At 74.5% G+C, this 24,748-nt stretch carries 26 protein-coding genes; 7 read left to right on the forward strand and 19 right to left on the reverse strand.

The features are described 5' to 3' along the window. Nucleotides 1-27 precede the first annotated feature (27 nt). Nucleotides 28-1,449 (reverse strand): pyruvate kinase, encoded by a 1,422-nt coding sequence (pyk, locus tag ACL02T_RS11130; protein ID WP_412830576.1) that lies wholly within the window; start codon nucleotides 1,447-1,449, stop codon nucleotides 28-30. 53 nt (nucleotides 1,450-1,502) lie between these two features. Here pyk and ACL02T_RS11135 point away from each other — a divergent pair, with 53 nt between their 5' ends. Beyond that, nucleotides 1,503-1,832, forward strand: a complete 330-nt coding sequence (locus ACL02T_RS11135) for a VanZ family protein (protein WP_412830577.1) — start codon at nucleotides 1,503-1,505, stop codon at nucleotides 1,830-1,832. A 204-nt stretch (nucleotides 1,833-2,036) separates the two neighbouring features. Here ACL02T_RS11135 and ACL02T_RS11140 read toward each other — a convergent pair whose 3' ends face one another. The 7 genes from ACL02T_RS11140 to ACL02T_RS11170 form a co-directional block, all read right to left on the reverse strand. Continuing rightward, nucleotides 2,037-2,687 carry a DUF2461 domain-containing protein gene (locus ACL02T_RS11140; RefSeq protein ID WP_412830578.1) on the reverse strand — a complete coding sequence of 217 codons (651 nt, stop codon included), beginning with the start codon at nucleotides 2,685-2,687 and terminating at the stop codon, nucleotides 2,037-2,039. Next, on the reverse strand, nucleotides 2,684-3,673 hold the full coding sequence (gene lgt / locus ACL02T_RS11145; protein ID WP_412830579.1) for a prolipoprotein diacylglyceryl transferase: 990 nt from the start codon (nucleotides 3,671-3,673) through the stop codon (nucleotides 2,684-2,686). The genes ACL02T_RS11140 and lgt overlap by 4 nt, the downstream gene beginning before the upstream one ends. A gap of 395 nt (nucleotides 3,674-4,068) precedes the next feature. Then, nucleotides 4,069-4,896 carry a tryptophan synthase subunit alpha gene (trpA, locus tag ACL02T_RS11150; protein WP_412830580.1) on the reverse strand — a complete coding sequence of 276 codons (828 nt, stop codon included), beginning with the start codon at nucleotides 4,894-4,896 and terminating at the stop codon, nucleotides 4,069-4,071. Continuing rightward, nucleotides 4,893-6,242, reverse strand: coding sequence for a tryptophan synthase subunit beta (gene trpB / locus ACL02T_RS11155; RefSeq protein ID WP_412830804.1), 1,350 nt, complete (start codon nucleotides 6,240-6,242; stop codon nucleotides 4,893-4,895). Before trpB ends, trpA begins: the two co-directional genes overlap by 4 nt. Before the next feature lie 50 nt (nucleotides 6,243-6,292). Then, nucleotides 6,293-7,120, reverse strand: a complete 828-nt coding sequence (gene trpC, locus ACL02T_RS11160) for an indole-3-glycerol phosphate synthase TrpC (protein WP_412830805.1) — start codon at nucleotides 7,118-7,120, stop codon at nucleotides 6,293-6,295. A 68-nt stretch (nucleotides 7,121-7,188) separates the two neighbouring features. Further along, entirely contained in the window at nucleotides 7,189-7,866 is a 678-nt protein-coding gene (locus ACL02T_RS11165; protein WP_412830581.1) for a Trp biosynthesis-associated membrane protein, read from the reverse strand. Beyond that, nucleotides 7,859-9,445 carry an anthranilate synthase component I gene (locus ACL02T_RS11170; RefSeq protein ID WP_412830582.1) on the reverse strand — a complete coding sequence of 529 codons (1,587 nt, stop codon included), beginning with the start codon at nucleotides 9,443-9,445 and terminating at the stop codon, nucleotides 7,859-7,861. Before ACL02T_RS11170 ends, ACL02T_RS11165 begins: the two co-directional genes overlap by 8 nt. Nucleotides 9,446-9,471: 26 nt before the next feature. Between ACL02T_RS11170 and ACL02T_RS11175 the strand changes: the two genes are divergently transcribed. Further along, nucleotides 9,472-10,104, forward strand: a complete 633-nt coding sequence (locus tag ACL02T_RS11175) for a TetR/AcrR family transcriptional regulator (RefSeq protein WP_412830583.1) — start codon at nucleotides 9,472-9,474, stop codon at nucleotides 10,102-10,104. A gap of 131 nt (nucleotides 10,105-10,235) precedes the next feature. Next, on the forward strand, nucleotides 10,236-11,132 hold the full coding sequence (locus tag ACL02T_RS11180; protein ID WP_412830584.1) for an oxygenase MpaB family protein: 897 nt from the start codon (nucleotides 10,236-10,238) through the stop codon (nucleotides 11,130-11,132). Between the two features lie 68 nt (nucleotides 11,133-11,200). Here ACL02T_RS11180 and hisI read toward each other — a convergent pair whose 3' ends face one another. The 8 genes from hisI to hisD form a co-directional block, all read right to left on the reverse strand. After that, nucleotides 11,201-11,545 (reverse strand): phosphoribosyl-AMP cyclohydrolase, encoded by a 345-nt coding sequence (gene hisI, locus ACL02T_RS11185; protein ID WP_412830806.1) that lies wholly within the window; start codon nucleotides 11,543-11,545, stop codon nucleotides 11,201-11,203. Between the two features lie 32 nt (nucleotides 11,546-11,577). Continuing rightward, nucleotides 11,578-12,360, reverse strand: coding sequence for an imidazole glycerol phosphate synthase subunit HisF (gene hisF, locus ACL02T_RS11190; RefSeq protein ID WP_412830585.1), 783 nt, complete (start codon nucleotides 12,358-12,360; stop codon nucleotides 11,578-11,580). Beyond that, entirely contained in the window at nucleotides 12,360-13,085 is a 726-nt protein-coding gene (priA, locus tag ACL02T_RS11195) for a bifunctional 1-(5-phosphoribosyl)-5-((5-phosphoribosylamino)methylideneamino)imidazole-4-carboxamide isomerase/phosphoribosylanthranilate isomerase PriA (protein WP_412830586.1), read from the reverse strand. Before priA ends, hisF begins: the two co-directional genes overlap by 1 nt. Nucleotides 13,086-13,174: 89 nt before the next feature. Then, nucleotides 13,175-13,810, reverse strand: coding sequence for an imidazole glycerol phosphate synthase subunit HisH (hisH, locus tag ACL02T_RS11200; RefSeq protein ID WP_412830587.1), 636 nt, complete (start codon nucleotides 13,808-13,810; stop codon nucleotides 13,175-13,177). 40 nt (nucleotides 13,811-13,850) lie between these two features. Then, on the reverse strand, nucleotides 13,851-14,744 hold the full coding sequence (locus ACL02T_RS11205; protein WP_412830588.1) for a LysR family transcriptional regulator: 894 nt from the start codon (nucleotides 14,742-14,744) through the stop codon (nucleotides 13,851-13,853). Nucleotides 14,745-14,777: 33 nt separating this feature from the next. Beyond that, the gene (gene hisB, locus ACL02T_RS11210; RefSeq protein ID WP_412830589.1) at nucleotides 14,778-15,401 is read right to left on the reverse strand and encodes an imidazoleglycerol-phosphate dehydratase HisB; all 624 of its coding nucleotides are present in this window, start codon (nucleotides 15,399-15,401) and stop codon (nucleotides 14,778-14,780) included. Beyond that, nucleotides 15,398-16,534, reverse strand: a complete 1,137-nt coding sequence (locus ACL02T_RS11215) for a histidinol-phosphate transaminase (RefSeq protein WP_412830590.1) — start codon at nucleotides 16,532-16,534, stop codon at nucleotides 15,398-15,400. The genes hisB and ACL02T_RS11215 overlap by 4 nt, the downstream gene beginning before the upstream one ends. Continuing rightward, nucleotides 16,531-17,877: a histidinol dehydrogenase gene (hisD, locus tag ACL02T_RS11220; RefSeq protein WP_412830591.1), complete on the reverse strand. Its 1,347-nt coding sequence runs from the start codon at nucleotides 17,875-17,877 to the stop codon at nucleotides 16,531-16,533. Before hisD ends, ACL02T_RS11215 begins: the two co-directional genes overlap by 4 nt. Nucleotides 17,878-17,964: 87 nt before the next feature. Between hisD and ACL02T_RS11225 the strand changes: the two genes are divergently transcribed. Continuing rightward, a complete protein-coding gene (locus ACL02T_RS11225; RefSeq protein WP_412830592.1) occupies nucleotides 17,965-19,119 on the forward strand; it encodes a winged helix DNA-binding domain-containing protein in 1,155 nt (384 codons plus the stop codon). A 69-nt stretch (nucleotides 19,120-19,188) separates the two neighbouring features. Further along, the gene (locus ACL02T_RS11230) at nucleotides 19,189-19,602 is read left to right on the forward strand and encodes a hypothetical protein (protein WP_412830593.1); all 414 of its coding nucleotides are present in this window, start codon (nucleotides 19,189-19,191) and stop codon (nucleotides 19,600-19,602) included. Between the two features lie 68 nt (nucleotides 19,603-19,670). Here ACL02T_RS11230 and nadC read toward each other — a convergent pair whose 3' ends face one another. From nadC to nadA, 3 genes are read right to left on the reverse strand one after another with little or no spacing between them, the layout of a single operon-like run. Beyond that, nucleotides 19,671-20,561 carry a carboxylating nicotinate-nucleotide diphosphorylase gene (gene nadC, locus ACL02T_RS11235; protein ID WP_412830594.1) on the reverse strand — a complete coding sequence of 297 codons (891 nt, stop codon included), beginning with the start codon at nucleotides 20,559-20,561 and terminating at the stop codon, nucleotides 19,671-19,673. After that, complete coding sequence (locus ACL02T_RS11240) at nucleotides 20,558-22,147, reverse strand: L-aspartate oxidase (RefSeq protein WP_412830595.1); 1,590 nt, start codon at nucleotides 22,145-22,147, stop codon at nucleotides 20,558-20,560. Before ACL02T_RS11240 ends, nadC begins: the two co-directional genes overlap by 4 nt. Continuing rightward, the gene (gene nadA, locus ACL02T_RS11245; RefSeq protein WP_412830596.1) at nucleotides 22,144-23,145 is read right to left on the reverse strand and encodes a quinolinate synthase NadA; all 1,002 of its coding nucleotides are present in this window, start codon (nucleotides 23,143-23,145) and stop codon (nucleotides 22,144-22,146) included. Before nadA ends, ACL02T_RS11240 begins: the two co-directional genes overlap by 4 nt. Before the next feature lie 193 nt (nucleotides 23,146-23,338). On the opposite strand from nadA, the gene ACL02T_RS11250 reads away from it, so the two are divergent. Both ACL02T_RS11250 and ACL02T_RS11255 read left to right on the forward strand, forming a co-directional pair. Then, nucleotides 23,339-24,058, forward strand: coding sequence for an NUDIX hydrolase (locus ACL02T_RS11250; RefSeq protein WP_412830597.1), 720 nt, complete (start codon nucleotides 23,339-23,341; stop codon nucleotides 24,056-24,058). 4 nt (nucleotides 24,059-24,062) lie between these two features. Beyond that, entirely contained in the window at nucleotides 24,063-24,743 is a 681-nt protein-coding gene (locus tag ACL02T_RS11255; RefSeq protein ID WP_412830598.1) for an LON peptidase substrate-binding domain-containing protein, read from the forward strand. Nucleotides 24,744-24,748: the final 5 nt, after the last annotated feature.

Genomic DNA, 24,748 nt, shown 5'->3' on the forward strand with positions numbered 1-24,748 from the left:
TGTCAAACCCGCGGACCCCCGACAGGATCAGGCGTGGTCCTCCTCGCCCAGCCGGTGGACCCGGATGAGGTTGGTCGAACCCACCGTGGAGGGGGGCGAGCCCGCGACGATCACGACGAGGTCGCCCGGCTGGAACCGGCCGATCGAGAGCATGGCGTGGTCGACCTGGCGGACCATGGCGTCCGTGGAGTCGACGGCCTCGACCAGGAACGTCTCCACACCCCACGTCATCGCCAGCTGGCTGCGCACCTCGGGGGCCGGGGTGAAGGCCAGCAGCGGCAGCCGGGTGTGCAGCCGGGCCAGGCGGCGCACGGTGTCCCCGGACTGGGAGAAGGCGACCAGTGCGCGGGCCGAGAGGCGCTCGCCGATGTCCCGCGCGGCGTAGGACAGCACGCCCCGCTTGGTCCGCGGCACGTGGTTGAGCGGGGGCACGGTGGCCGGGCCCGCCTCGACGGCCTCGATGATCGTGGACATCGTGCGGACCGTCTTGATCGGGTAGCGGCCCACGCCGGTCTCGCCGGAGAGCATCAGCGCGTCCGCCCCGTCGAGCACCGCGTTGGCCACGTCGCTCGCCTCGGCGCGGGTCGGCCGCGAGTTGGTGATCATCGAGTCCAGCATCTGGGTGGCCACGATGACCGGCTTGGCGTTCTCCCGGGCGATCTGGATCGCCCGCTTCTGCACCAGCGGCACGTTCTCCAGCGGCAGCTCCACGCCCAGGTCGCCGCGGGCGACCATCACCCCGTCGAAGGCCAGCACGATGGCCTCGAGGTTGTCGACGGCCTCCGGCTTCTCCAGCTTCGCCACGACCGGGAGCTTCACCCCGACCTTCTCCATCACCCGGTGCACCCCGTCGATGTCCGCCGGGCTGCGCACGAAGCTCAGCGCGATCACGTCGACCGACAGCGTGAGCGCGAACTCCAGGTCCGCGAGGTCCTTCTCCGACAACGCCGGCACCGAGACGTTCATCCCGGGCAGCGAGATGCCCTTGTTGTTGCTGACCGGGCCGCCCTCGGTGACCCGGCAGACCACGTCGTCGCCCTCGACGTCGACCACCCGCAGGCCGACCTTGCCGTCGTCGACCAGCAGCCGGTCCCCCGCCCGGGCGTCCCGGGCCAGGCCCTGGTAGGTCGTGGAGACCCGGTCGTGGGTGCCGGCACAGTCCTCGACCGTGATCCGGACCTCCTCGCCGGTCTGCCACTCCGTCGGCCCGTCGGCGAACGTGCCGAGCCGGATCTTCGGCCCCTGCAGGTCCGCCAGGATGCCCACGGCGCGGCCCTCGGCGTCGGCCGCCTCCCGCACCATCTGGTACACGCGCTTGTGGTCCTCGCGCGTGCCGTGGCTGAAGTTGAGCCGGGCCACGTCCATGCCGGCCGCGACCAGCTCCCGGATACGGTCGGGCGTGGCGGTGGCCGGACCGATGGTGCAGACGATCTTGGTGCGACGGGTCACGACGTTCAGCCTAGCGCGCTCTCTGTAACGATCAGGTTGGAGGAAGTCGAACAGTGGGACGGCTGGGTTTCGGCCTTGCGGTGCTGGTCAGCCTGGTCGTGCTGTTCCTACCGGCGTCCGGTGTACCGAGTGCCCCACCAGGGGTCGACAAACTCGTCCATCTGGGTGTGTTCGCTCTGCTGGGCCTCACCGGGCGGTGGGCGGGCGTGCCGCCGCTCCCACTGGTCCTCGCGCTCGCCGGGTACGCCGGGCTGTCCGAGGTCCTGCAGGGCCTCCTGCCGATCGGGCGCAGCCCCGACGTGCTCGACGCGGTCGTGGACTGCGTGGGCGTGTCGCTGGGCATCGCCCTGCACGAGCTGCTCGTGCGGCAGGCGCGGCGGTAGCGCCGGGGCGGCCGCGTCAGGAGCCGTAGCGCGCTCGGCCGGGTCGGCGGAGCGCACCGTGGAACCATAGTGCGCTCAAGTCGACCCCTCGAGCGCGTTATGGAACCATACTGCGCTCAGATCGGACCGCGAAGCGCGTTATGGAACCATACTGCGCTCAGACGGGCCCGGAGCGCGTCGTCGGGCCCTGGTGCGTCCTCGAGCTCAGCGCCGGGGCTGCTCGCTCGGGCCCACGTGGTCGGCGAGCCACTCGGCCAGTGGCCGGGCGGTGCGCCAGGTGCGGCGGACGCGGTCGAGGCACGTGCGCTCGTGCAGCGCGTCGTCCGGCGGCCACCGGCGCGACACCATGATCCCCTTGTGCCGCAGCAGGTCGAGCCGCGGATGGTCGGGATTCGTGCCCTTCGGCCTCGTGCGCAACTGCTCCCCGCCGACGGTCAGCCCGGCCTTCTCCGCGGCCTGCAGGATCCCGCGCAGAGCCTCACCCCGCCGCTCGTCGTCGACCGCGGCCCGGTAGCGGGCGACCTGGTCGGGCGCCATCCCGTAGTACCCGGCCGCCGCCAGCAGACCGTCGGGGCCCACCTGGACGTAGAAGGGTGGGGCGAACCCGCCGCAGTGGGTCTTGTAGGGCGACTTGTCCCGGGCGAACCGGACGTCGCGGTACGGGCGGAAGACCTTGCCGGCCCCGAACTCCGCCTCCAGCTCGTCGAGCAGCGCCGTCATCGGGGCGCGGACGTGGGTCTCGTAGATCTCGCGCTGATCGGTCCAGTACGCCTTGCTGTTGTCGGCGAGCAGGCCGTCGTAGAACTCGACGGCGCCGTCGCCGAAGCCCTCGAAGCGCGCGGTCACGGAGGTCATGGTGAGCGGTCGCCCGCCCGGCCGGAGCCCTCCGGCACCTCCGGGTCGCGCGCGCGCTCGTCGGAGGGCTCGACGCGTTCGGGCTCGCCGTCCGGGTTCGCCACCTCGGGCGGCAGCACCTCACGGGGCTTGCGGACCAGCGCGACGTAGAGCACGGCCAGCAGGAACACCAGGGCGGAGACGACGACGTTGATCCGGATGTCGCCGAACACCCGGGTCGCCGGGTCCGTGCGCATGAGCTCGATGAAGAACCGCCCGAGCGTGTACCCGGCGACGTAGAGCGCGAAGACACGGCCGTGGCCGAGCCGGAACCGCCGGTCCGCCCACACGATCACGGCGGCGACGATCAGGTTCCAGATCAGCTCGTACAGGAACGTGGGCTGCACGATCGCGATCGGGTTCGCGGTGTCGACGGCCACCCCGCCCAGCGGGTCCGACGCGCCGGTGACGGGGTCGACTCGCTCGTAGATCTCGAGGCCCCACGGCAGCGTCGTCGGGGCGCCGTAGAGCTCCTGGTTGAAGTAGTTGCCCAGCCGGCCGATCGCCTGCGCGACGACGATGCCGGGCGCCACCGCGTCGGCGAAGAAGGGCAGCGGGATCCCACGTCGCCGGCAGCCGATCCAGGCCCCGACCGCGCCGAGCGCGATCGCTCCCCAGATCCCGAGACCGCCCTCCCAGATCTTGAGCGCGTTGACCGGGTCGCCGCCGGGCCCGAAGTAGGTCCGCCAGTCGGTGGCGACGTGGTAGAGCCGGCCGCCGAGCAGGCCGAACGGCACCGCCCACACGGCGACGTCGACCACCGTGCCCGCCGGGCCGCCGCGGGCCACGAGGCGCCGCTCGCCCCACCAGATCGCGACGACGATCCCGGCGATGATGCAGAGCGCGTACGCCCGGATCGGGACCGGTCCGAGGTGCCAGACTCCGCGGTCCGGGCTGGGGAGGTAGGCCAGCACGGTGCTGCTCGCGAGGGCGCTCACGCCCGTCACCGTAGCGCGGGGACACGGACGACCGGGTCCCCGACCTCCGCCCGTCCGTCACCGTTCCTCGTCCGGCCGCCGTCGGACCGCGGGACGGGTCGCTGCTCGACCGGTGATCACCATTGCGGACCTGTCACGGCCACACCCGGCCGCGTCCGGTCCCGATCAGCGATCACGGCCGGGAAACAGCCACACCAGCGCCCCGGACGCCCGGCCGACCAAGATCACCAGCCCGGAGCCGGCACGGCCACACCCGGCCCCGGCCGGTCCCGATCGACGATCACGGCCGGAACAGCCGCGCCAGCGCCCCGGACGCCCGGCCGACCAGTGATCACCAGTCTGGACCCGTCAGGGCCACATCCGGCCGCGCACGGTCCGAGCCGGCGATCATGGTGCCACCGGGTTCAGACGGGTTGGGGCAGGCCCGCCCGCGCGACCCCGGCGGCGAGCTCCCGGGCGAGCGTGCGCACCGCCTCGGGCCCGCCCTGCTCGGCGGCACTGACGAACGCGGAGCCGACGATGACGCCGTCGGCGAAGCCCGCGATCTCGGCGGCCTGGTCGCCGTTGCGCACCCCGAGCCCGACGCCGATCGGCAGGGACGTGTGCGGCCGGGTCCGGGCGACGATCTCGCCGGCGGCGGAGTTCACCGAGTCCCGCGCGCCCGTCACGCCCATGATCGAGGTCGCGTAGACGAAGCCGCTGGAGGCGGCGGTGGTCGAGGCGATCCGCTCGTCCGTCGACGACGGCGACACCAGGAAGATCCGGGACAGCCCGTGCTTCTCGGAAGCGGCGAACCACTCGTCGGCCTCGTCCGGGATCAGGTCCGGCGTGATCACCCCGAGCCCGCCCGCGGCGGCGAGGTCCGCGGCGAAGCGGTCGACGCCGTAGCGCAGCACGGGGTTGAAGTACGTCATCACCACGCAGTGGCCGCCGGCAGCCGTGACCCGCTCGACGGTGCTGAAGACGTCCCGGAGCCGGAACCCGTTGCGCAGCGCGGTGTCCGCGGCCGCCTGGATCGTCGGCCCGTCCATCACCGGGTCCGAGTACGGCACGCCGACCTCGAGCAGGTCGCAGCCGCCCTGGCTCATCGCGGTGAGCAACTCCACGCCGCCGTCGACGGTCGGGTAGCCCGCGGGCAGGTAGCCGACCAGCGCGCCACGCCCCTCGGCCCGGCACCGGGCGAAGACATCGGCGACACCCGGTGCGGATGTCTCGCTCGCGAGCTCGCTCACGCCTGGATCCCCTCGGTCTCGCTGCCCGGGTCGGCGAACGACCCGGACCGCTGCTGCGCGGCGCCCTCGGCACCGACGGTCGGGGTCGCAAGCTCCCCCTCGGCGATGGCGGTGCCGTCGGCCGCCTCGGCGCTCTCGTCCCGCCCGATCATGCCGAACCACTTCGCGGCGGTGTCGACGTCCTTGTCCCCGCGCCCGGAGAGGTTCACCAGGATCACCGCGTCGGGACCCAGCTCCGTGCCCAGCCGCAGCGCGCCGGCGACGGCGTGTGCCGACTCGATGGCCGGGATGATGCCCTCGGTCCGGCAGAGCAACGCGAACGCCTCCATCGCCTCGGCGTCCGTGACCGACCGGTACTCGGCGCGCCCGAGGTCCTTGAGCAGCGCGTGCTCGGGCCCGACGCCCGGGTAGTCCAGGCCCGCCGAGATCGAGTACGACTCGGCGGTCTGCCCGTCCTCGTCCTGCAACAGGTACGAGAAGGCGCCGTGCAGCGCGCCGGGTGACCCCTCGGACAGGGTGGCCCCGTGCCGGCCGGTCTCGACGCCGTCGCCACCGGGCTCGAAACCGACCAGCCGGACGCCCGGGTCGTCGAGGAAGGCGTGGAAGATCCCGATCGCGTTGGACCCGCCGCCCACGCACGCGGCGACGGCCGTGGGCAGCCGGCCGGTGCGCTCGCGCACCTGCTCTCGCGCCTCGAGCCCGATCACCCGGTGGAAGTCGCGCACCATCTGCGGGAACGGGTGCGGGCCGGCGACCGTGCCGAGCAGGTAGTGGGTGCTGTCGACGTGGGTGACCCAGTCCCGCAGCGCCTCGTTGATCGCGTCCTTCAGGGTGCGCGAGCCGGTCTTCACCGGGATCACGGTGGCGCCGAGCAGCCGCATCCGGGCCACGTTGAGCGCCTGCCGGTGGGTGTCGACCTCGCCCATGTAGACCACGCACTCGAGGTCGAGCAGCGCGCACGCGGTGGCGGTGGCCACGCCGTGCTGGCCCGCGCCGGTCTCGGCGATGACCCGCGACTTGCCCATCCGCTTCGTGAGCAGCGCCTGGCCGAGCACATTGTTGATCTTGTGCGACCCGGTGTGGTTCAGGTCCTCGCGCTTGAGCAGGATCCGCGCGCCGCCGGCGTGCCGCGAGAGCTTCGGCACGTCCGTCAACGGCGAGGGCCGGCCGGTGTAGTCACGGTGCAGCCGGTCCAGCTCGGCGAGGAACTCGGGGTCGTGCCGGGCCTTCTCGTAGGCCGTCTCCAGCTCGTCGAGCGCGGCGACCAGCGCCTCCGGCACCCATCGGCCGCCGTAGCGGCCGAAGTGGCCGCGCTCGTCGGGTTCGTGGCCCGACGGGGTCTCGATGCCCTGACTGGCCGTGACCTGGCTGCTCGCCCGGACGCTGGTGGAGGAACTCACCGCACCATTCTGCTGCACGACGGGTGGAAGCCCGCAGCCACCAGGGCCCGCACGGCCGCGCCCGGGTCGCCGCTGGTCACGAGGCCCTCGCCGACGAGCACGGCGTCGGCACCCCAGCCCGCGTAGGTGAGCAGGTCGCCCGGACCGCGCACGCCCGACTCCGCCACGCGCAGCACGTCGTTGGGCAGGCCGGGAGCCAGCCGCCCGAAGATGCCCAGGTCGACCTCGAGGGTCTTGAGGTTCCGGGCGTTGACGCCGATGACCTTCGCCCCGGCCTCGAGCGCGCGGTCCGCCTCCTCCTCGGTGTGCACCTCGACCAGCGCGGTCATGCCAAGGGACTCCACGCGGTCGAGCAGCGAGACGAGGACCGGCTGCTCCAGCGCCGCCACGATCAGCAGCACCAGGTCCGCACCGTAGGCCCGCGCCTCGTGCACCTGGTACGGCGTGACGACGAAGTCCTTGCGCAGCACGCAGACGTCGACGGCGGCGCGCACGGCGGCCAGGTCGTCGAGGCTGCCCCCGAACCGGCGCTGCTCGGTGAGCACGCTGATCACGCGTGCGCCGTTCTCGGCGTACGACTTGGCCAGGACCGCCGGGTCCGGGATCGTCGCCAGCGCGCCCTTCGACGGGCTGCGCCGCTTGACCTCGGCGATCACCCCGACCCCGGGCTCGTTCAGCGCGGCCATGACGTCCTTCGGCGGCGCCGCCGCCACGGCCCGCCGCTTGATCTCCGCGAAGTCCACCGCGGCCTCCCGGGCCGCGAGGTCCTCCCGGACCCCCTCCACGATGGAGTCCAGGACGCTGGACCGGACTCCCGCACTCACCTCACCGTGCTCGCCCACGGGGCGCACTCCCCTTCCGGGTTCGGGCCTACCAAGGCGTTGCCAGCATGCTATTCCGTGCCCTCCCGGGGGCCCGGCCGGGGGCCGCCGTCCGGGCCGGGCTCCCGCGCGAACGCACCCTCCGTGGTCGGGTCGACACCGGAGTCGAGCTCGTCCCAGGCCGCCCGCTCGGGGTCGGCCGGGCGGCGGGGCGCGCCCGGGGCGTCGTACCGCGCACCCATCCGGGGCAGCCGCCGGTCCGCGACCAGCAGCACCACACCCCCGGCGACGACCAGCAACCCGCCCAGCACGCCCAGCAGCGGCGCGGCGGTGGTCGTCACCGTGGCACCCGGCGCCGTCGTGGCCCCCGCCGCCGCACTGCCCACCAGCACGGGCAGTTCCGACGGGCCCGGCGGCCGCAGCCACCCCGCCAGGGCCGCGTAGACCCCGTACGCCCCGACGAGCACCACGATCCCACCGAGGACGCGTCGCACGATCCCCGACACGGCGATCGCCGCGGCCACGGCCGCGACCGCGAGGGCGGCCAGCCCGAGCAGCGCCGGCGCGATCTGCGCACCCGTCGCCGCGACCGGCACCGCCCCGGTCGCCCCGTGCCCGGCCACCTCGACCTGGATGGACGCCCAGTCCAGCCGGGTCGTGCCCCACAGGCCGAGCGCGCCGAGCAGCAGCAGCGCGGCCGTCAGGAGGAACAGCCGGCCGCGGCGGGCGGGGGCGGGGGTGTCAGGCATGCCCGCCCGGTCGGCCCAGTGTGGCCGCGGTCGCGACCGCGGACAGCACGGCCCGGGCCTTGTTGAGGCATTCGGTGTCCTCGGCCTGCGGGTCCGAGTCGGCGACGATCCCGCCGCCGGCCTGCACGTATGCCCGCCCGTCGCGGATCAGCGCGGTTCGGATGGCGATGGCGGTGTCGGCGTTGCCGGCGAAGTCGAGATAGCCGACGATCCCGCCGTACAGCCCCCGGCGGGTGGGCTCCAGCTCGTCGATCACCTGCATGGCGCGGACCTTCGGCGCGCCGGACAGGGTGCCGGCGGGGAAGCAGGAGAGCACGGCGTCGACCGCGTTCTTGTCCTCCCGCAGGGTCCCGGTGACCGTCGAGACCAGGTGCATGACGTGGCTGTAGCGCTCGACGGAGAAGAAGTTGCGCACCTTCACCGTGCCCGGCTCGCAGACCCGACCCAGGTCGTTGCGACCCAGGTCGACGAGCATGACGTGCTCCGAGCGCTCCTTCTCGTCGTGGCGGAGGTCCTTCTCGAGGAGCTCGTCCTCCTCGTCGGTCGCGCCGCGCCAGCGCGTCCCGGCGATCGGGTGCGTGGTGGCCTGCCGGTCCGCCACCGTGACCAGCGCCTCCGGGCTGGAGCCGACGATCGTGAACGGGCTGCCGCCCGACTGGTCCTCGATGGTCAGCAGGTACATGTACGGACTCGGGTTCGTGGTGCGCAGCACCCGGTAGACGTCGAGCGGGTCGGCCCCGCAGTCCATCTCGAACCGCTGCGAGACGACGATCTGGAAGCACTCCCCCGCGCGGATCTGCTCCTTCGCCACCTCGACGGCGGCGAAGTGCTCGGCCTGGGTGCGCTTGCGCTCGAAGTCCGGGGACACGGCGCTGAACACCGCGACGGTCGAGCGGGCCGGCGCGGCGAGCTCCGCGGTCATCCGGTCCAGCCGGGCCACCGCGTCCTCGTAGGCCTCGTCGACCCGCTCGTCCGAGTCGTCCCAGTTGATCGCGTTGGCGATCAGCGTGATCGTGCCCTCGTGGTGGTCGACGGCGGCGAGGTCCGTCGCCAAGAGCATGACCAGCTCGGGGATGCGCAGGTCGTCGACGGGGGGGTTCGTCTCGCTGCCGATCCGCTCGATCCGCCGGACGATGTCGTAGCCCATGTACCCGACGAGGCCCCCGGTCAGCGGGGGCATGCCCGGCAGCGGCTCGCTGTGCAACTCCTCGACCACGCCGCGGACGGCCTCCAGCACGTCACCCTCGGTGGGCAGGTGCTCGGGCACCTCGCCGGTCCAGCGGATCCGTCCGTCGACCGTGGTCAGCGCGGCGGCGGAGCGGGCACCGACGAAGGACCAGCGCGACCAGGACCGCCCGTTCTCCGCGGACTCGAACAGAAAGGTGCCCGGGCGGGCGCGGCCGTCCGGTGCGGCGAGCTTGCGGTACACCCCGACCGGCGACTCGTCGTCCGCCAGCAGCCGGCGGGTCACCGGGATCACCCGGTGGTTCTCGGCCAGCGCGCGGAATTCCTCGCGGGTGGGGCTGACCGCTCCCAGCGCGGCGGGAGGTGCGGTGGGACGCGTGGTGGCTGCGGTCACGGGGTCATTCTCCCGTGCCGGCCGGGATGGACGACGACGGGGCGGGTGAAGATGGACCCGTGAACACCCGCGAACCGCGCCGCCGCGGCCGCCGTACCTCGGGCGAGGACACCCGGGCCGCCCTGCTCGCGGCGGCCCGGGTGGAGTTCGCCGAGCGCGGCTACGACGGCGCCACCGTGCGGCGGATCGCCGAGCGGGCGGGCGTGGACGCGGCCATGGTCAACCACTGGTTCGGCGGCAAGGCCCAGCTGTTCACGGCGTCGCTCGACGTGCCGGTCGACCCGGCGGCGCTCGTCGCGACGGTCGTGCCGGGCGATCCCGAACGGCTGGGCGAGCGGATCGTCGCGATGTTCCTGCGGGTGTGGGACGGGGCGTCGGGCGGCACGCTGGTCACGCTCATCCGCAGCGTCGCCGGGCACCCCGCGGCGACACGGATGATGCGGGAGTTCCTCCTCCGGCTCGTCATCGGCCCGCTCGTCGGGCGGGTGGCGCCGGACCGGGTCGAGGAACGGGCGGCGCTGGTGGCCTCGCAGGTCATCGGGCTGGGCATGATCCGCTACGTGGTGGCGCTCGAGCCGCTGGCCTCGGCCGACCACGCGGCCGTCGTCGCGACGATCGGGCCGACGGTGCAGCGGTACCTCACCGGCCCGCTGCCGTAGATCCACCGGTCCCGCCGGTGCGCCGGGTGGGCATGATCGGACCGTCCGACGGAGGCCCCGGGGCGGGCTGCGTCGGCCCTGATCCCTCGATCGGGTGGCCGGGTGCGCCGCGGGGCCGCATGATGGATCTCGTGGTGGATCTGCAGGTTCCGGGGCTCGGGGACGTGTCCGGCGCCCTCGCGGACCGGGTCGCGGGCCTGCGGGCGCGGCTCGGCGCGGACGTCTTCCAGAAGGTCGCCGGCGACGAGGGGCCGCACCGCCGGGAGCGGATCCACTCGGCACCCGGCCCGCGCTGGTTCGCCGAGGACCGCCCGGTCCGGCGGGTGCACGGGGACGCGTCGATGTTCGTCGGCGGGCTGCGGGCACTGCTGCTGCAGTCGCTGCACCCGCTGGCGATGGCCGGCGTCGCGGGGCACTCCGGCTATCGCGGCGACCCGTGGGGCCGGCTGGCGCGCACCAGCTATTTCCTCGCGGCGACGACGTTCGGCCCCGACGCCGAGGTCCGCGCCACGATCGACCGGATCAAGGCGGCGCACTCACGGGTCCGGGGCGTGGCGCCGGACGGCAGGCCCTACTCCGCGGGCGACCCGCACCTGCTGGAGTGGGTGCACGTCGCCGAGATCGACAGCTTCCTGCGGGCGCACCAGCGCTACGGCGCGCAGCCGCTGGACCAGGAGGGCCGGGACGGCTACGTCGCCGACACCGCCCGTGTCGCGCGGGAGCTCGGCGTCGTCGACCCGCCGGAGAGCGAGGCCGCTCTCGCCGCGCGCATCCGGGACTACCGCCCGGAGCTGCGTGGCACCCCCGAAGCGCGGTCCGCGGCCCGGTTCCTGCTGCTCGAGCCGCCGCTCGCGCTGCCCGCCAGGGCGCCGTACGCGCTGCTCGCGGCCGCGGCCGTCGGGTTGCTGCCGCGGTGGGCGCGCGGCCCGCTGCGGCTGCCCTACCTCCCCGTCGCCGAGGCGACGGTCGTCCGGCTCGCCGGCCAGGGCGTCACGCGGGGCATCCGCTGGGTCATGTCCGGCCCGTAACCGCACGAACGGCACTCTTGTGCGGACCTACCGCACGAGAGTGCCGTTCGTGCAGGTCGGGCGAGCGGTCAGAGCAGGCGGTCGGCGTCGAAGCAGGTGTGGTCGCCGGTGTGGCAGGCCGCGCCCTCCTGGTCGACGACGACGAGGAGGGTGTCCCCGTCGCAGTCCAGCCGGACCTCGTGGACGTGCTGGACGTGCCCGGAGGTCTCGCCCTTCACCCAGTACTCCTGCCGCGATCGCGACCAGTACGTGCCGCGGCGCGTGGTGAGGGTACGGTGCAGCGCCTCGTCGTCCATCCACGCGACCATCAGCACCTCGTGGGTGCCCCGCTGCTGGACGACCGCGCACACCAACCCGTCCGCGTTGCGCGTGAGGCGCTCGGCGACCGCCGGGTCGAGGGCGGACTCGCGCACCCGCCGGGCCGAGGGCTCGCTCGCGAGCTCGCTCACCGGATCTCCACGTGGTCGGCGCGCAGCACGTCCTTGACCTCGCCGATCCGCAGCTGCCCGAAGTGGAAGACGCTCGCCGCGAGCACCGCGTCGGCGCCCGCCCGGATCGCCGGCGGGAAGTGCTCCAGCGCGCCCGCCCCGCCCGAGGCGATCACCGGCACGTCGACCACCCGGCGCACCTTCTCGATCAGCTCGAGGTCGAAGCCGGCGCGCGTGCCGTCGGCGTCCATCGAGTTGAGCAGGATCTCCCCGACGCCGAGCTCCTGGCCGCGGGCGGCCCACTCGACGGCGTCGATCCCGGTGCCCGTGCGGCCGCCGTGCGTGGTGACCTCGAAGGTCGACGGCGTGGGCGGCCCGGCCGATCCGTCTCGGGCAACCCGGCGCGCGTCCACGGACAGCACGATGCACTGCGAGCCGAAGCGCCGTGCCATCTCGCCCAGCAGCTCCGGCCGCGCGATGGCGGCGGTGTTGACGCTCACCTTGTCCGCGCCCGCGCGCAGCATGCGGTCGACGTCGTCCGGCGTGCGGATGCCGCCGCCGACGGTCAGCGGGATGAAGACCTGCTCGGCGGTGCGCCGGACGACGTCGACCATCGTCGCCCGCTCCGCCGACGACGCCGTGACGTCGAGGAACGTGAGCTCGTCGGCCCCCTCGGCGTCGTAGACCGCGGCCATCTCGACCGGGTCGCCGGCGTCGCGCAGCTCCTTGAAGTTCACGCCCTTGACCACCCGCCCGGCGTCGACGTCCAGGCAGGGGATGACGCGGACCGCGACGCCCACTAGCGGACCGCCGCGAGCGCCTCGGGCAGGGTGAACCGCCCGGCGTACAGGGCCTTGCCGACGATCGAGCCCTCGACCGCCCCGGTCTCGGCCAGCGCGACCAGGTCCTCGATCTCGGAGATGCCGCCGGAGGCGATCACGGGGGCCGGGGTCTTCGCGGCGACCTGCTTCAACAGCTCGATGTTCGGCCCCTGCAGCGTCCCGTCCTTCGAGACGTCCGTGACGATGTACCGGGACACCCCGTCGCGGTCCATGCGCGCCAGGGTCTCCCACAGGTCGCCGCCGTCCTGCGTCCAGCCGCGGGCGGCGAGCCGGTGCTGCCCATCCTTGATCTTGACGTCCAGCCCGACGGCGATCTTCTCGCCGTGCTCGGCGCAGACCTTCGCACACCACTCGGGGTTCTCCAGCGCGGCGGTGCCGAGGTTGACCCGGGCGCAGCCGGTGGACAGGGCGCGGGCGAGGGACTCGTCGTCCCGGATGCCACCGGACAGCTCCACCTTGACGTCCAGCTCCCCGACGACGGCGGCGAGCAGTTCCGCGTTGGAGCCCGTGCCGAACGCGGCGTCGAGGTCGACGAGATGGATCCACTCGGCGCCGTCCTCCTGCCACTTGAGCGCGGCCTCGCGCGGGGCGCCGTAGGAGGTCTCGGTGCCGGCCTCGCCCTGGACCAGGCGCACGGCCTGCCCGTCGGCGACGTCCACAGCGGGAAGAAGGGTGAAACTCACCCATCGAGCCTACCCACCGGCGGACCCGCGGCCCGCCGCCCCCGGAGGCAGGGCAGCCCGGGCGGCACGGATCGCCTGTCCGACCGGGGTCAGCCGACGACGTCCCGCAGCCAGTTCGCGAGCACCTGCGCACCCGCGTCGGCGGACTTCTCCGGGTGGAACTGGGTGGCGGCGAGCGGCCCGTTCTCGACGGCGGCGACGAAGTCCTCGCCGTGGTGCGCCCAGGTGACGAGCGGGGGCCGGATGGCGTGCGACTCCTCCAGCTCCCACCGGCGGACGGCGAAGGAGTGCACGAAGTAGAAGCGGGTGTCCGCGTCGAGGCCGTTGAACAGCGTCGACCCCGCGGGGGCGCGCACCGTGTTCCAGCCCATGTGCGGCAGCACGTCCGCCTTCAGCCGCTCCACGGTGCCCGGCCACTGCCCGCACCCGTCGGCCTCGACGCCGAACTCCACGCCGCGGTCGAACATCACCTGCATGCCGACGCAGATGCCCAGCACCGGGCGCCCGCCGGCCAGCCGGCGGCCGATCAGCTGCGGACCCCGCACCGCGTGGAGGCCCTCCATGCAGTGCGCGAAGGCCCCGACGCCGGGCACGACCAGCCCGTCGGCCTCGCAGGCGACGTCGAAGTCCGAGGTGACGGTGACGTCCGCCCCGACGCGGCGCAGCGCGCGCTCGGCCGATCGCAGGTTCCCCGATCCGTAGTCCAGCACGACGATCCGCGACACGCGTCCAGTGTACGGACCGCCGCGGCGGTGCCCGGCCCGGTCAGCAGGCGTCGATCGGCGCGGGCCGCGGTGACCCGGGGGTCGCCTGCCCGAGGAAGGCGCGGGCGGCCGCGGTGACCGCGCCGGTCCGGCTGACGTACGCGATGTCCAGGTGCGTCGGCGGCTCCAGCTCGACGACACGGGCCCCGGCCCGCTCCGCCAGCTCCCGCCACGAGTCCGGCAGCACCGTCACTCCGACCCCGGCCAGCACCAGCGGCAGGATCGCCTCCCGGTGCCCGCACTCCGCCGCGACCGTCGCACCGTGCCGCGCCAGACCGTCGGCCGCCGACCGCATGGCCGTGCCGGGCGGCCCGGCGACGAGCCGGCACCCGTCGAGCTGCTCGGGCCGCACCGGCCCGGCGAGGGTCGACCCGGGCGGCGTGACCAGCACGAGCCGCTGCCGGACGACGGGATGCAGATCCAGCCCCGTCGCGAGCAGGGGACGCGCGCTGGCGAGCAGGCCGAGCTCGGTGGCGCCGGACCTGACGGCGTCGACCACCTCGTCCGCGGTGAACGCGGCCCGCACCACCACCCGCACCCCGGGGTAGGCGGCGCAGAACCGCGCGACGGTCCCGGCCAGCGGCGAGACGGCCTGGGAGGGGGTCGCCACGATCTCGACCCGCCCGGCCCGCAGCCCCTCGACGGCCTCGACCGAGGCCCGGGCCAGCTCCAGCCCGTGCCCGACCTCCCGGGCCGGCCCGACGAGCGCGCGGCCGGCCTCGGTGAGCACGACGTCCGCCCCGACGTGGTGGAACAGGGTGGTGTGCAGCTCCCGCTCGAGCGCCGCGACGGCCTGGGTGAGGGTGGGTTGCCCGACGGCCAGGGCCTCGGCCGCCCGGTGGTACCCACCGTGGTCGACCACGGCCAGGAAGGAACGGAGGTGCCGGGCGTCCATCGCCCCCATCCTGGCGGCTCGGGTCACCGGTTCCTAGAGGGTGCCCTTGGTCGAGGCGATGCCGGTGATCCGCTCGTCGGGCTCGGTGGCGGCGCGCAGGGCGCGCGCGATCGCCTTGAACTCGGCCTCGGTGATGTGGTGCGGGTCCCGGCCGTCGAGCACGCGCACGTGCAGCGCGAGGTGGCCGTGGAAGGCCAGCGACTCGAAGACGTGCCGGTTCAGCACCGTCGGGTAGTGCCCGCCGACGACGAAGCCCTGCATGACCTCGGGCTCGCCGGAGTGCACCGTGTAGGGGCGGCCGGAGACGTCGACGACGGCCTGCGCGAGGGCCTCGTCCATCGGGATCCAGGCGTCGCCGAAGCGACGGATCCCCTTCTTGTCCCCCAGCGCCTGCCGCAGCGCCTGACCGAGCACGATCGCGGTGTCCTCGACCGTGTGGTGCGCGTCGAGGTGCACGTCGCCCTCGGCCTGCACGGTGAGGTCGAAGGCGCCGTGCTTGCCCATCGCGTCGAGCATGTGGTCGAAGAACGGGACGCCGGTGGAGACGTTCGTCCGTCCGGTCCCGTCCAGGTCGATCTCGACGAGGACCTTCGACTCCTTGGTGACGCGCTCGACGCGCCCGATGCGGCGCCCTGCCGATGTCCCGCTCGCGCTCATGCGATCTCCTCCACCACGTCCGCGGCAGCCGCCAGGAACGCGTCGTTCTCCTCCGGGGTGCCGATCGTGACCCGCAGCCGCTCCGGGATCCCGACGTCCCGGATCAGCACGCCGCGGTCGAGGAACGCCCGCCACGCCCGCGGGGCGTCGGTGAACCGGCCGAACAGCACGAAGTTGGCGTCGCTGGGGACGCAGTCGAAGCCCAGGGCGGCCAGCTCCGGCACGATCCGGTCCCGCTCGGCGGCCAGCAGCGCGACCGAGCCGAGCGTGGCGTCCGCGTGCCGCAGCGCCGCCCGCGCGGCCGCCTGGGTCAGCACCGACAGGTGGTAGGGCAGCCGGACGAGCTGCAGGGCGTCGACGACGGCGGGCACGGCGGCCAGGTAGCCCAGCCGACCGCCGGCGAAGGCGAAGGCCTTGCTCATGGTCCGCGAGACGATCAGCTTGTGCCCGTGGGTGGCCAGCAGCGTCGTCGCGCTGGGGTGTGCCGAGAACTCGGCGTACGCCTCGTCGACCACCACGATCCCCGGTGCCGCGTCGATCAGCAGCGCGAGGTCCGCAGGGTCCAGCGACTGCCCGGTGGGGTTGTTCGGGCTGGTCAGGAACGTGACGTCCGGCGCCTTCTCCTTGAGCAGGAGCTGCGCGGCGTCGACGTCGACCGAGAAGTCCGCGGTGCGCGGGATCTCGACCCACTCGGTCTGGGTGCCCGAGCTGATGATCGGGTGCATCGAGTAGCTGGGCACGAACCCGAGCGCGGTCCGCCCGGGCCCGCCGAAGGCCTGCAGCACCTGCTGGAGGATCTCGTTGGACCCGTTGGCCGCCCAGAGGTTCTCGACGCCGAGCCGCACCCCGGTCTGCCGGGTCAGGTACGCCGCGAGGTCCTCGCGCAGCGCGATCGCGTCCCGGTCCGGGTACCGGTGCAGGTTCCGCGCGGCCTCCTCGCAGGCGGCCGTGACGTCCGCGACCAGCTCGGGGGGCGGCGGGTACGGGTTCTCGTTCGTGTTGAGCCGCACCGGCACGTCGAGCTGCGGGGCGCCGTAAGGGGACTTGCCGCGCAACGACTCCCGCAGCGGCAGGTCCTCAAGCCGGACCTCGCTCCCGGGTCGCGCCGATCCTCCGCTCACGCGCTCGCTCACCGGCCGGACCCCGCGGACCCGAAACGGGCGGTGACGGCCTGCCCGTGCGCGGGCAGGTCCTCCGCGGTGGCGAGCGTGACGACCCGGTCCGCCACCTCGCGCAGCGCCTCCTCGGTGTACTCGACCACGTGCACGCCCCGGAGGAACGTGCTGGTGGACAGGCCGCCGGAGTGCCGTGCGCAGCCGCCGGTGGGCAGCACGTGGTTCGAGCCGGCGCAGTAGTCGCCGAGCGAGACCGGGGCGTAGGGACCGATGAAGATCGCACCCGCGTTGCGCACCCGTGCGCCCACGGAACGGGCGTCCGCGGTCTGGATCTCGAGGTGCTCGGCGGCGTAGGCGTCGACGACGGCGACGCCGTCGGCGACGTCCCGCACCAGGATCGTGCCGGACTGCGGGCCGGACAGCGCGGTACGGATCCGCTCGGTGTGCGTGGTGGCCGCGACCTGGCGCTCCAGCTCGGCGTCGACCGCGTCGGCCAGCGAGTCCGAGGTCGTGACCAGCACCGACGCGGCGTTCGGGTCGTGCTCGGCCTGCGAGATCAGGTCCGCGGCGACGTGCACGGGGTCCGCCCCGCCGTCCGCCAGGATCGCGATCTCGGTGGTGCCGGCCTCGGCGTCGATCCCGACCAGCCCGCGGAGCATCCGCTTCGCGGCGGTCAGGTAGATGTTGCCCGGGCCGGTGACCATGTCCACCGGTTCGAGGTCCGCGCCGTCCGTGTCGGTGCCGCCGTGGGCCAGCAGCGCGACGCACTGGGCCCCGCCGACCGCCCACACCTCCTCGACGCCGAGCAGCGCGGCCGCGGCCAGGATCGTCGGATGCGGGAGCCCGCCGTTCTCCGCCTGCGGGGGCGAGGCCACCACCAGCGACTCCACGCCCGCGGCCTGCGCCGGGACCACGTTCATGATCACCGACGACGGGTAGACCGCCAGCCCGCCCGGCGCGTACAGCCCGACCCGGCGGACCGGGACGAACCGCTCGGTGACGGTCCCGCCCGGGACGACCCGGGTGACGACGTCGGACCGGCGCTGCTCCTCGTGCACCGTCCGGGCGCGCTCGATCGAGGTCTCCAGCGCCTGCCGCACGGCGGGGTCGAGGTTCGCCAGGGCCTTCTCCAGCTCCGCGACGGGAACCCGGACCGAGGCCGGACGGACCCTGTCGAACCGCTCGGTGGCCTCCAGCGCGGCCTCGACGCCCCGCTCGCGCACCGACTCGACGATCGGCCGGACCGCCTCGAGCGCCGCGTCGACGTCGATCTCCGCGCGCGGCAGCATCCCCCGCAGCACGGCGGGTCGCGGCAGCGGTTCGGGGCGCAGGTCGAGGCGGCGCAGGAGTGGGCGGACCATGGGTCCAGGGTACGTCCCGCCCACCCTTCCCCTGTGAGTGGCAATCACTGCGCTGGCGACCATCGCCACTCACAGCAGAATCGGGGTGTGGCGCTCTCTTCGATCTCCGTGGCGCAGCGGCGGGCGCGGCTCGTCGCCCGGCACCGGCTGACCCCCGCGACCCGCACCGACGACGTCCCGCGGATCGTCGACGACCTGGTCGGGCTGCACTCCACCGACCCCGTGACGGTGTACCTGTCGGCCGCGGCGCGGATGGCGCACCCGGACCTCGCCGCCGTGGAGCGCGCGCTCTACACGGACCGCAGCCTGCTGCGACACCACGCGATGCGGCGCACGCTGTGGGTCTTCGGCCCGCACCACGCCCGGCTCGCCCACCACGCCGCGACCGTCGACGTGGCCGCCGTGCAGCGCCGCAACCTGCACACGCAGCTGACCGCCGGCGGGTACACCGACCCCGACGCCACGCTGGCCGACGCCCGGGCCCGGATCCGGGCGCTGCTCCTGGCCGAGGGCCCGCTGCCCGCCCGCGAGATCGGGCTGCGGTTGCCGGAACTCGCCACGCCCGTCCCGATCGGGGCGACCACCCAGTCGTTGCATTCGCGGGTGCTGCTGGTCATGGGGTTCGACGGCCAGCTGCTCCGGGCCCGGCCCACCGGCACCTGGATCAACGGCCAGTACCGCTGGGCCGCCGCCGACACCTGGGTGCCCGGCGGGCTCGGCGAGCCGCTGCCCAAGCGCGAGGCCGCGGCCGGGCTCGCCCGTGCCTACCTGCGCGCCTTCGGCCCGGCGACCCGCGACGACCTCACGTGGTGGGCGGGCTGGACGGTCGCGACCACGAAGGCCGCGCTCACCGACGTGGGTGCGGTGGAGACCGACGCCGGCTACGTGCTGCCCGACGACCTCGATCCCGTGGAGCCGCAGCCGTCCGTGGCCCTCCTGCCGGGCCTCGACCCCACCACCATGGGCTGGAAGCGGCGCGACCACTACCTGGACCCGGCGCTCGTCCCCCGCCTGTTCGACCGCAACGGCAACGGCGGCCCCGCGATCTGGGTCGACGGCGCGATCGTCGGCGGCTGGGTCCAGCGCAAGGACGGGACGATCGCGCTGGAGCTGCTCGCCGACGTCGGGGTCGAGGCCCGCGCGCAGGTCGACGTCGCCGCCCACGCCCTCGAGACCCTGCTCGGCGAGGTCCGGTTCAGTGTCCGCTTCCCCGCCCCCGTGACAGCCGAGCTGCTGAGGTAGCGGCGGGCGGGTCCCCGGGCCCGAGAGGGCCCGGAACCCCCCCGCCGGCACCACACTAGATTCCGCGCGGTGAGCGACTGGTTCCTGGCGGGCGAGGAGGAGGCCGACGCGGTGGCCTCGGTGGCGTCCGGCGAACACTCCTTCGACGACTGGCCGCACCTGTCCGTCCCGCTGCACCGCGGCGAGCTGGCTGCGCTCTACGCCGCCCTGACCGACACGCGGCCTGCGGACCGTGGCGGTCCGGCCGGCCTGCTCGCCGTCGAGGTCGACGCCGGCATGATCGTCACCCGGGTGCCCGCGGCCGCGATCGAGGCCCTGGCGGAGATGACCCCGCGCACGGCACCGCCGGTGATGGCCGCCTGGTCGGAGGCCATCGCGCACGACGAGCCCGACGCGCTCGGCGAGATCCTCTCCGACCTCGCCGCCTTCGCGCGGGACGCCGCGGAGTCCGGCCGCCCCGTCCTCGAGCTCGCCCCCTACTGACCTGTGTCGAGGCTCGGCCTCGGGCTGAGCGGCAACTGACCCGCCAGGGGCAGTTGCCGCTCACGGGATCACAGGTCCAGACCCAGGTCCAGCGCGGTCACCGAGTGGGTCAGGGCGCCGACGGAGATGAAGTCGACCCCGGTCTCGGCGTACTCGCGGGCGTTCGCCAGGACCAGGCCGCCGCTGGACTCCAGCAGGGTCGGGCGGGAACCCCGGCGGCGCACCGCCTCCGCGGTCCGCTCCGGGTCGAAGTTGTCCAGCAGGACCAGCTCCGCCCCCAGCTCCAGGACCTCGTCGAGCTGCGCGAGCGAGTCCACCTCGACCTCGCAGGGCAGCTCCGGGGCCCGTTCCCGCGCGGCCCGCAGCGCCGCGGACACCGAGCCCGCCGCCGCGACGTGGTTGTCCTTGATCAGGATCGCGTCGCCGAGCCCCAGCCGGTGGTTGACACCGCCACCGCAGCGCACGGCGTACTTCTCCAGCAGCCGCAGCCCCGGGAGCGTCTTGCGGGTGTCCCGGATCCGCGCCCGGGTCCCCGCGACGGCGTCGACCCACTGCGCGGTCGCCGTCGCCACGCCGGACAGGTGGCAGAGCAGGTTGAGGGCCGTGCGCTCGGCGGTGAGCAGCGCGCGGACCGGAGCCCGGACGACGAGCGCGGGCTCGCCCGGCGTCAACCGGGACCCGTCCGGCAGCTCGGCGAGCAGCTGCCACTCCGGCACGACCAGGTCCAGCACGGCCTTGGCGACCGGGACGCCGGACAGCACCCCCGCCCGGCGCGGCGTGAACTTCCCGACGGCCACGGCGTCGGCCGGCACGGTGGCGGCCGTGGTGGCGTCGGGCCCGTAGCGCAGGTCCTCGTCGAGCGCGGTGCGCACGACGCGGGCCAGGTCCTCGGGGTCCGGCACGCCGATCTCGGTGGCCCCGCCGACGCCCGCGGCGACCGCTGTGTGCGCAGTGCTCATGCCGCACCCGCCAGGGCGTCCGTGCCGACGACCGGGCGACCGGCGTCGTCGAGGGTGACGTGCAGGGACTCCTTCTGCCACACGTCGTCGCGCTCGGGGAAGTCCGTGCGGACGTGGCAGCCGCGGCTCTCCCGGCGGGTGCCGGCGGCCGCGAGCACCGCCTGCGCGAGCAGGGTCAGCGCCGCGTCCTCCACCCCGGCGCGGTCGAGCGGGACGGCCGGCAGCGTGGCCTGCTCGACGACGTCCGACGCGATGGCCAGGCCCGGTGCGTCCCGCCCGATGGCGGCGAAGGCGCTCATCGCACGCTGCACCACGCCGCGCTCGGCCACGCCGACGCCCGGGGCGGGGGCGATCAGCTCGGCCGTGGCCGTCCGGGGGTGGGCCAGGTCCTCGACCACGGCCCGGACCACCCGCTCCCCCACGACGAGCCCCTCGAGCAGGGAGTTCGACGCCAGCCGGTTCGCCCCGTGCAACCCGGTGCGGGCCACCTCGCCCGCGGCGTAGAGGCCGGGGACCGCGGTGCGGCCGTCGACGTCGGCGACCACGCCGCCGCAGGCGTAGTGCGCGGCCGGGGTGACCGGGATCGGCTCGCGGGTCGGGTCGATGCCGGCCTCGCGACACGACGCGTACACCGTGGGGAAGCGGGCGGCGAAGCCCTCGAGCTCCGTGGCGTCGAGGTACATGCAGTCGGAACCGGTCTCGGCCATCCGCCGGGTGATGGCGGCGGCCACGACGTCCCGCGGGGCGAGGTCGGCCAGCGGGTGGCGGCCCAGCATGAACCGGGTGCCCGCGCGGTCGCGCAGCACCGCGCCCTCGCCGCGGACCGCCTCGGTGACCAGCGGCCGGCGGCCGACCGCGGGGCCGGTGTAGAGCACCGTCGGGTGGAACTGCACGAACTCCAGGTCCGCCGCGGCCGCACCGGCGCGCAGGGCCAGCGCCACACCGTCACCGGTCGACGTGTCGGGGTTGGTGGTGCTCGCGTAGAGCTGCCCGTACCCGCCCGTGGCCAGCAGGACCGCCGGGGCGCGCAGGCGGCCGCGGCGGCCGGCGTCGTCGAGCAGCGCGAGCCCGGCCACCCGGCCCGAGGCGTCCTTGAGCGCGTCGACGGCCACGTGCCCGGTGAGGATCGTCAGCGACCGGGCGGCGTCGACCAGGGCCCGCTCGATCTCGGCACCGGTCGCGTCGCCGCCCGCGTGCACCACGCGGAAGGCGGAGTGCCCGCCCTCCCGGGTCCGGTCGAGCCGCACGCCGGCCGGGGAGGACACGGCGTCGAACATCGCGCCCCGCTCGCGGAGCCGCCGGACCGCCGCGGGACCGCCGGCGACGATCGCGGCGACCGCCTCGGCGTCGTTCAGCCCGCCGCCCGCGGCGAGCGTGTCCGCGGCGTGCGCCTCGACCGTGTCGCCCGGGACGTCACCGAGCACGACGGCCACGCCACCCTGCGCCCAGCGCGTGCTGCCGGCGTCGGTCGCGTCCTTGGTCACCACGACCACGCGCAGCCCGGCCGCGGCGGCGTCCAGCGCGGCCGTCAGCCCCGCGACGCCGCTGCCGACCACCACCAGGTCCGCGCCCGCCTCCCAGGTCACTCGCCACCCCCCGGCCGGCCGATCGCGATCATCCGCTCGACGGCGGCCCGCCCGCGCGCGGCGAGCTCGGGGTCGACGTGCACCTCGTCGGTGCCCTCGCGGACGCTGCGCAGCAGCGCCATGGGCGTGATCATCTTCATGTAGGTGCAGCTCGCGCGGTCGTTCACGGCACGGAAGTCGATCTCCGGGGCGGCCCGGCGGAGCTGGTGCAGCATGCCCACCTCGGTCGCCACCAGCACCGACTTCGCCTGCGACGCGCGGGCGGCGTCGACCATCCCGCCGGTCGAGAGGATCTTGACCCGGTCCGCGGGCACGGTGCCCGACCCGGCGAGGTAGAGCGCCGACGTGGCGCAGCCGCACTCCGGGTGGACGAAGAGCTCGGCGTCGGGGTGGGCCTCGGCCTGGGCGGTCAGCTCGGCGCCGTTGATGCCGGCGTGGACGTGGCACTCCCCCGCCCACACGTGCATGTTCCGTCGGTCCAGGGTGCGCCGGACGTGCGCGCCGAGGAACTGGTCGGGCAGGAACAGCACCTCGCGGTCCTCGGGGATCGAGGCGACGACCTCGACCGCGTTCGACGAGGTGCAGCAGATGTCGGTCTCGGCCTTCACCGCGGCGGTGGTGTTCACGTAGCTGACCACGACGGCGCCGGGGTGCTCGGCCTTCCAGGCCTTCAGCTCGTCGACGGTGATCGAGTCGGCGAGCGAGCAACCGGCCCGCGCGTCGGGGATCAGCACGGTCTTGTCCGGCGCGAGGATCTTCGCGGTCTCGGCCATGAAGTGCACGCCGCAGAACACGATCGTCCCGGCGTCGGCCTCGGCGGCGATCCGGGAGAGCGCCAGGGAGTCGCCCACGTGGTCGGCCACGTCCTGGATCGCCGGCAGCTGGTAGTTGTGCGCCAGCAGCACCGCGTTGCGCCGGCGCGCCAGCTCGCGCACCTCGTCGGCCCAGCCGGGGTACGGGACACCGGTCCCCGCCTGCACGTCAGCCGTCACGGTCATCGCTCGTCCTCCTCGGATGTTTTCGCCTGTTGGTCGAAAACACGACGATCGTAGCATCGTGTCCGCCCCGAGGACACCGTCTGCGTGACCCGGAACTCACCTGGCCGTAACCTGCCCGTCCCGGAACGGACGGTTCGCCCGGCTCCGCGTCGTGTCCCGCACCGGCTCCCCGGCGTCCCCCTACGATCGGCGCATGCCCGCCCGTCCCACGGGCCACGAGGTGCTCGCGGCCGTGCTGCAGGTCCGCGAGGACGACCTCCAGGTGCTGCTCTGGCAGCGCGGCAAGGACCCCGACCGCGGCCGGTGGGCGCTGCCGGGCGGGGCGCTCGGCGACACCGAGGACGTCGAGGAGTCGGTACGCCGCCAGCTCACCGAGAAGGTCGACGTCCGGGAGGTCACCCACGTCGAGCAGCTCGGCGTGTTCAGCGCACCGGAGCGGGTGCCGGGCGTCCGGCTGGTGGCCACGGCGTTCCTCGGCCTCGTCCCGTCCGACGTCGACCCGGCGGTGCCCGCGGACACCGCCTGGTTCCCCGTGGCCGACCTGCCGGAGACGGCGTTCGACCACGCCGAGATCGTCCGGGACGCGCGGGACCGGCTGCGCGCCAAGCTCTCCTACACCAACCTCGGTTTCGCGCTGGCGCCCCGCGAGTTCACGATCTCCGCGCTGCGCGAGCTCTACGTCGCCGCGCTGGGCCACCCGGTGTCGGCGACCAACCTGCAGCGGGTGCTGACCCGGCGACACGTCCTGGCGGCCACCGGCGAGACCGCCCCGCCCGGACCGGCCGGCGGGCGTCCGGCCGCGGTGTTCCGGTTCACCGAGCGGGCCCTGCGGGTCACGGACGCCTCGGCCGTGTTGCGCCCGCCGGTCGGCCACGATTCGGCGGGCGACGGCGCGGTGCGGCCCGTACCGTGACGGCGTGGTCGCGACGATCCCCCTCTTCCCCCTGGGAACCGTGCTCATGCCCGGGGCGTCGCTGCCGCTGCACATCTTCGAGCCGCGCTACCGCCAGCTCACCGTCGACCTGGTGACGGGGGCGGTGCCGGACAAGGAGTTCGGGGTGGTCGCCGTGCGGGAGGGGCACGACCCCGACGTCCAGGGCCTCGACGCCCTGCACCCGGTGGGGTGCACCGCCCGGCTGCTCGACGTCCGCCGGCTCCCGGACGGGCGTTACGACATCGTGACGACGGGGGCCCGCCGGTTCCGGCTGCACGAGCTCGACGACGCGGCCAGGCCCTACCTGTGCGGCGCCGTCGAGTTCGTCCCGGACGACAAGGAGGCCTCGGAGGCGGACGACCTGACCCGGATGCTCGCCACCGCCGCCCGCACCGCCCACCGCGCCTACTGCGCCACCGCCTGGAAGAACGACGACTGGTCCGAACCGGCGCGCGAGGTCGGCCCGGCGGAGCTGGCGCACGTGCTCGCCGCGGACTGCCTGCTTCCGCTCGAGGACCGGCAGGCGCTGCTGGAGCAGACCTGCCCCGTCGAGCGGCTGCGCATGGTGCGGCTCCTCATCGCCCGGGAGCGCGGGCTGCTGCAGCGGCTCCGCGCGGTGCCCACGCCCATGAGCACCTACGCGGAGCCGTTCGGGCCCCACTGATCCGG

It is taken from the genome of Pseudonocardia oceanicola, assembly GCF_047200735.1.
In the GTDB taxonomy this organism is placed as follows: domain Bacteria; phylum Actinomycetota; class Actinomycetes; order Mycobacteriales; family Pseudonocardiaceae; genus Pseudonocardia.

Bases quoted from the DNA above. Each gene is read 5' to 3' on its own strand.
- ACL02T_RS11140 (WP_412830578.1), bottom strand. From the start codon at position 2,687: ATGACCTCCGTGACCGCGCGCTTCGAGGGCTTCGGCGACGGCGCCGTC.
- ACL02T_RS11165 (WP_412830581.1), bottom strand. From the start codon at position 7,866: ATGCCTGACACCCCCGCCCCCGCCCGCCGCGGCCGGCTGTTCCTCCTG.
- ACL02T_RS11175 (WP_412830583.1), top strand. From the start codon at position 9,472: ATGGACGACGACGGGGCGGGTGAAGATGGACCCGTGAACACCCGCGAA.
- ACL02T_RS11205 (WP_412830588.1), bottom strand. From the start codon at position 14,744: ATGGACGCCCGGCACCTCCGTTCCTTCCTGGCCGTGGTCGACCACGGT.
- hisB (WP_412830589.1), bottom strand. From the start codon at position 15,401: ATGAGCGCGAGCGGGACATCGGCAGGGCGCCGCATCGGGCGCGTCGAG.
- hisD (WP_412830591.1), bottom strand. From the start codon at position 17,877: ATGGTCCGCCCACTCCTGCGCCGCCTCGACCTGCGCCCCGAACCGCTG.
- nadC (WP_412830594.1), bottom strand. From the start codon at position 20,561: ATGAGCACTGCGCACACAGCGGTCGCCGCGGGCGTCGGCGGGGCCACC.
- nadA (WP_412830596.1), bottom strand. From the start codon at position 23,145: ATGACCGTGACGGCTGACGTGCAGGCGGGGACCGGTGTCCCGTACCCC.
- ACL02T_RS11250 (WP_412830597.1), top strand. From the start codon at position 23,339: ATGCCCGCCCGTCCCACGGGCCACGAGGTGCTCGCGGCCGTGCTGCAG.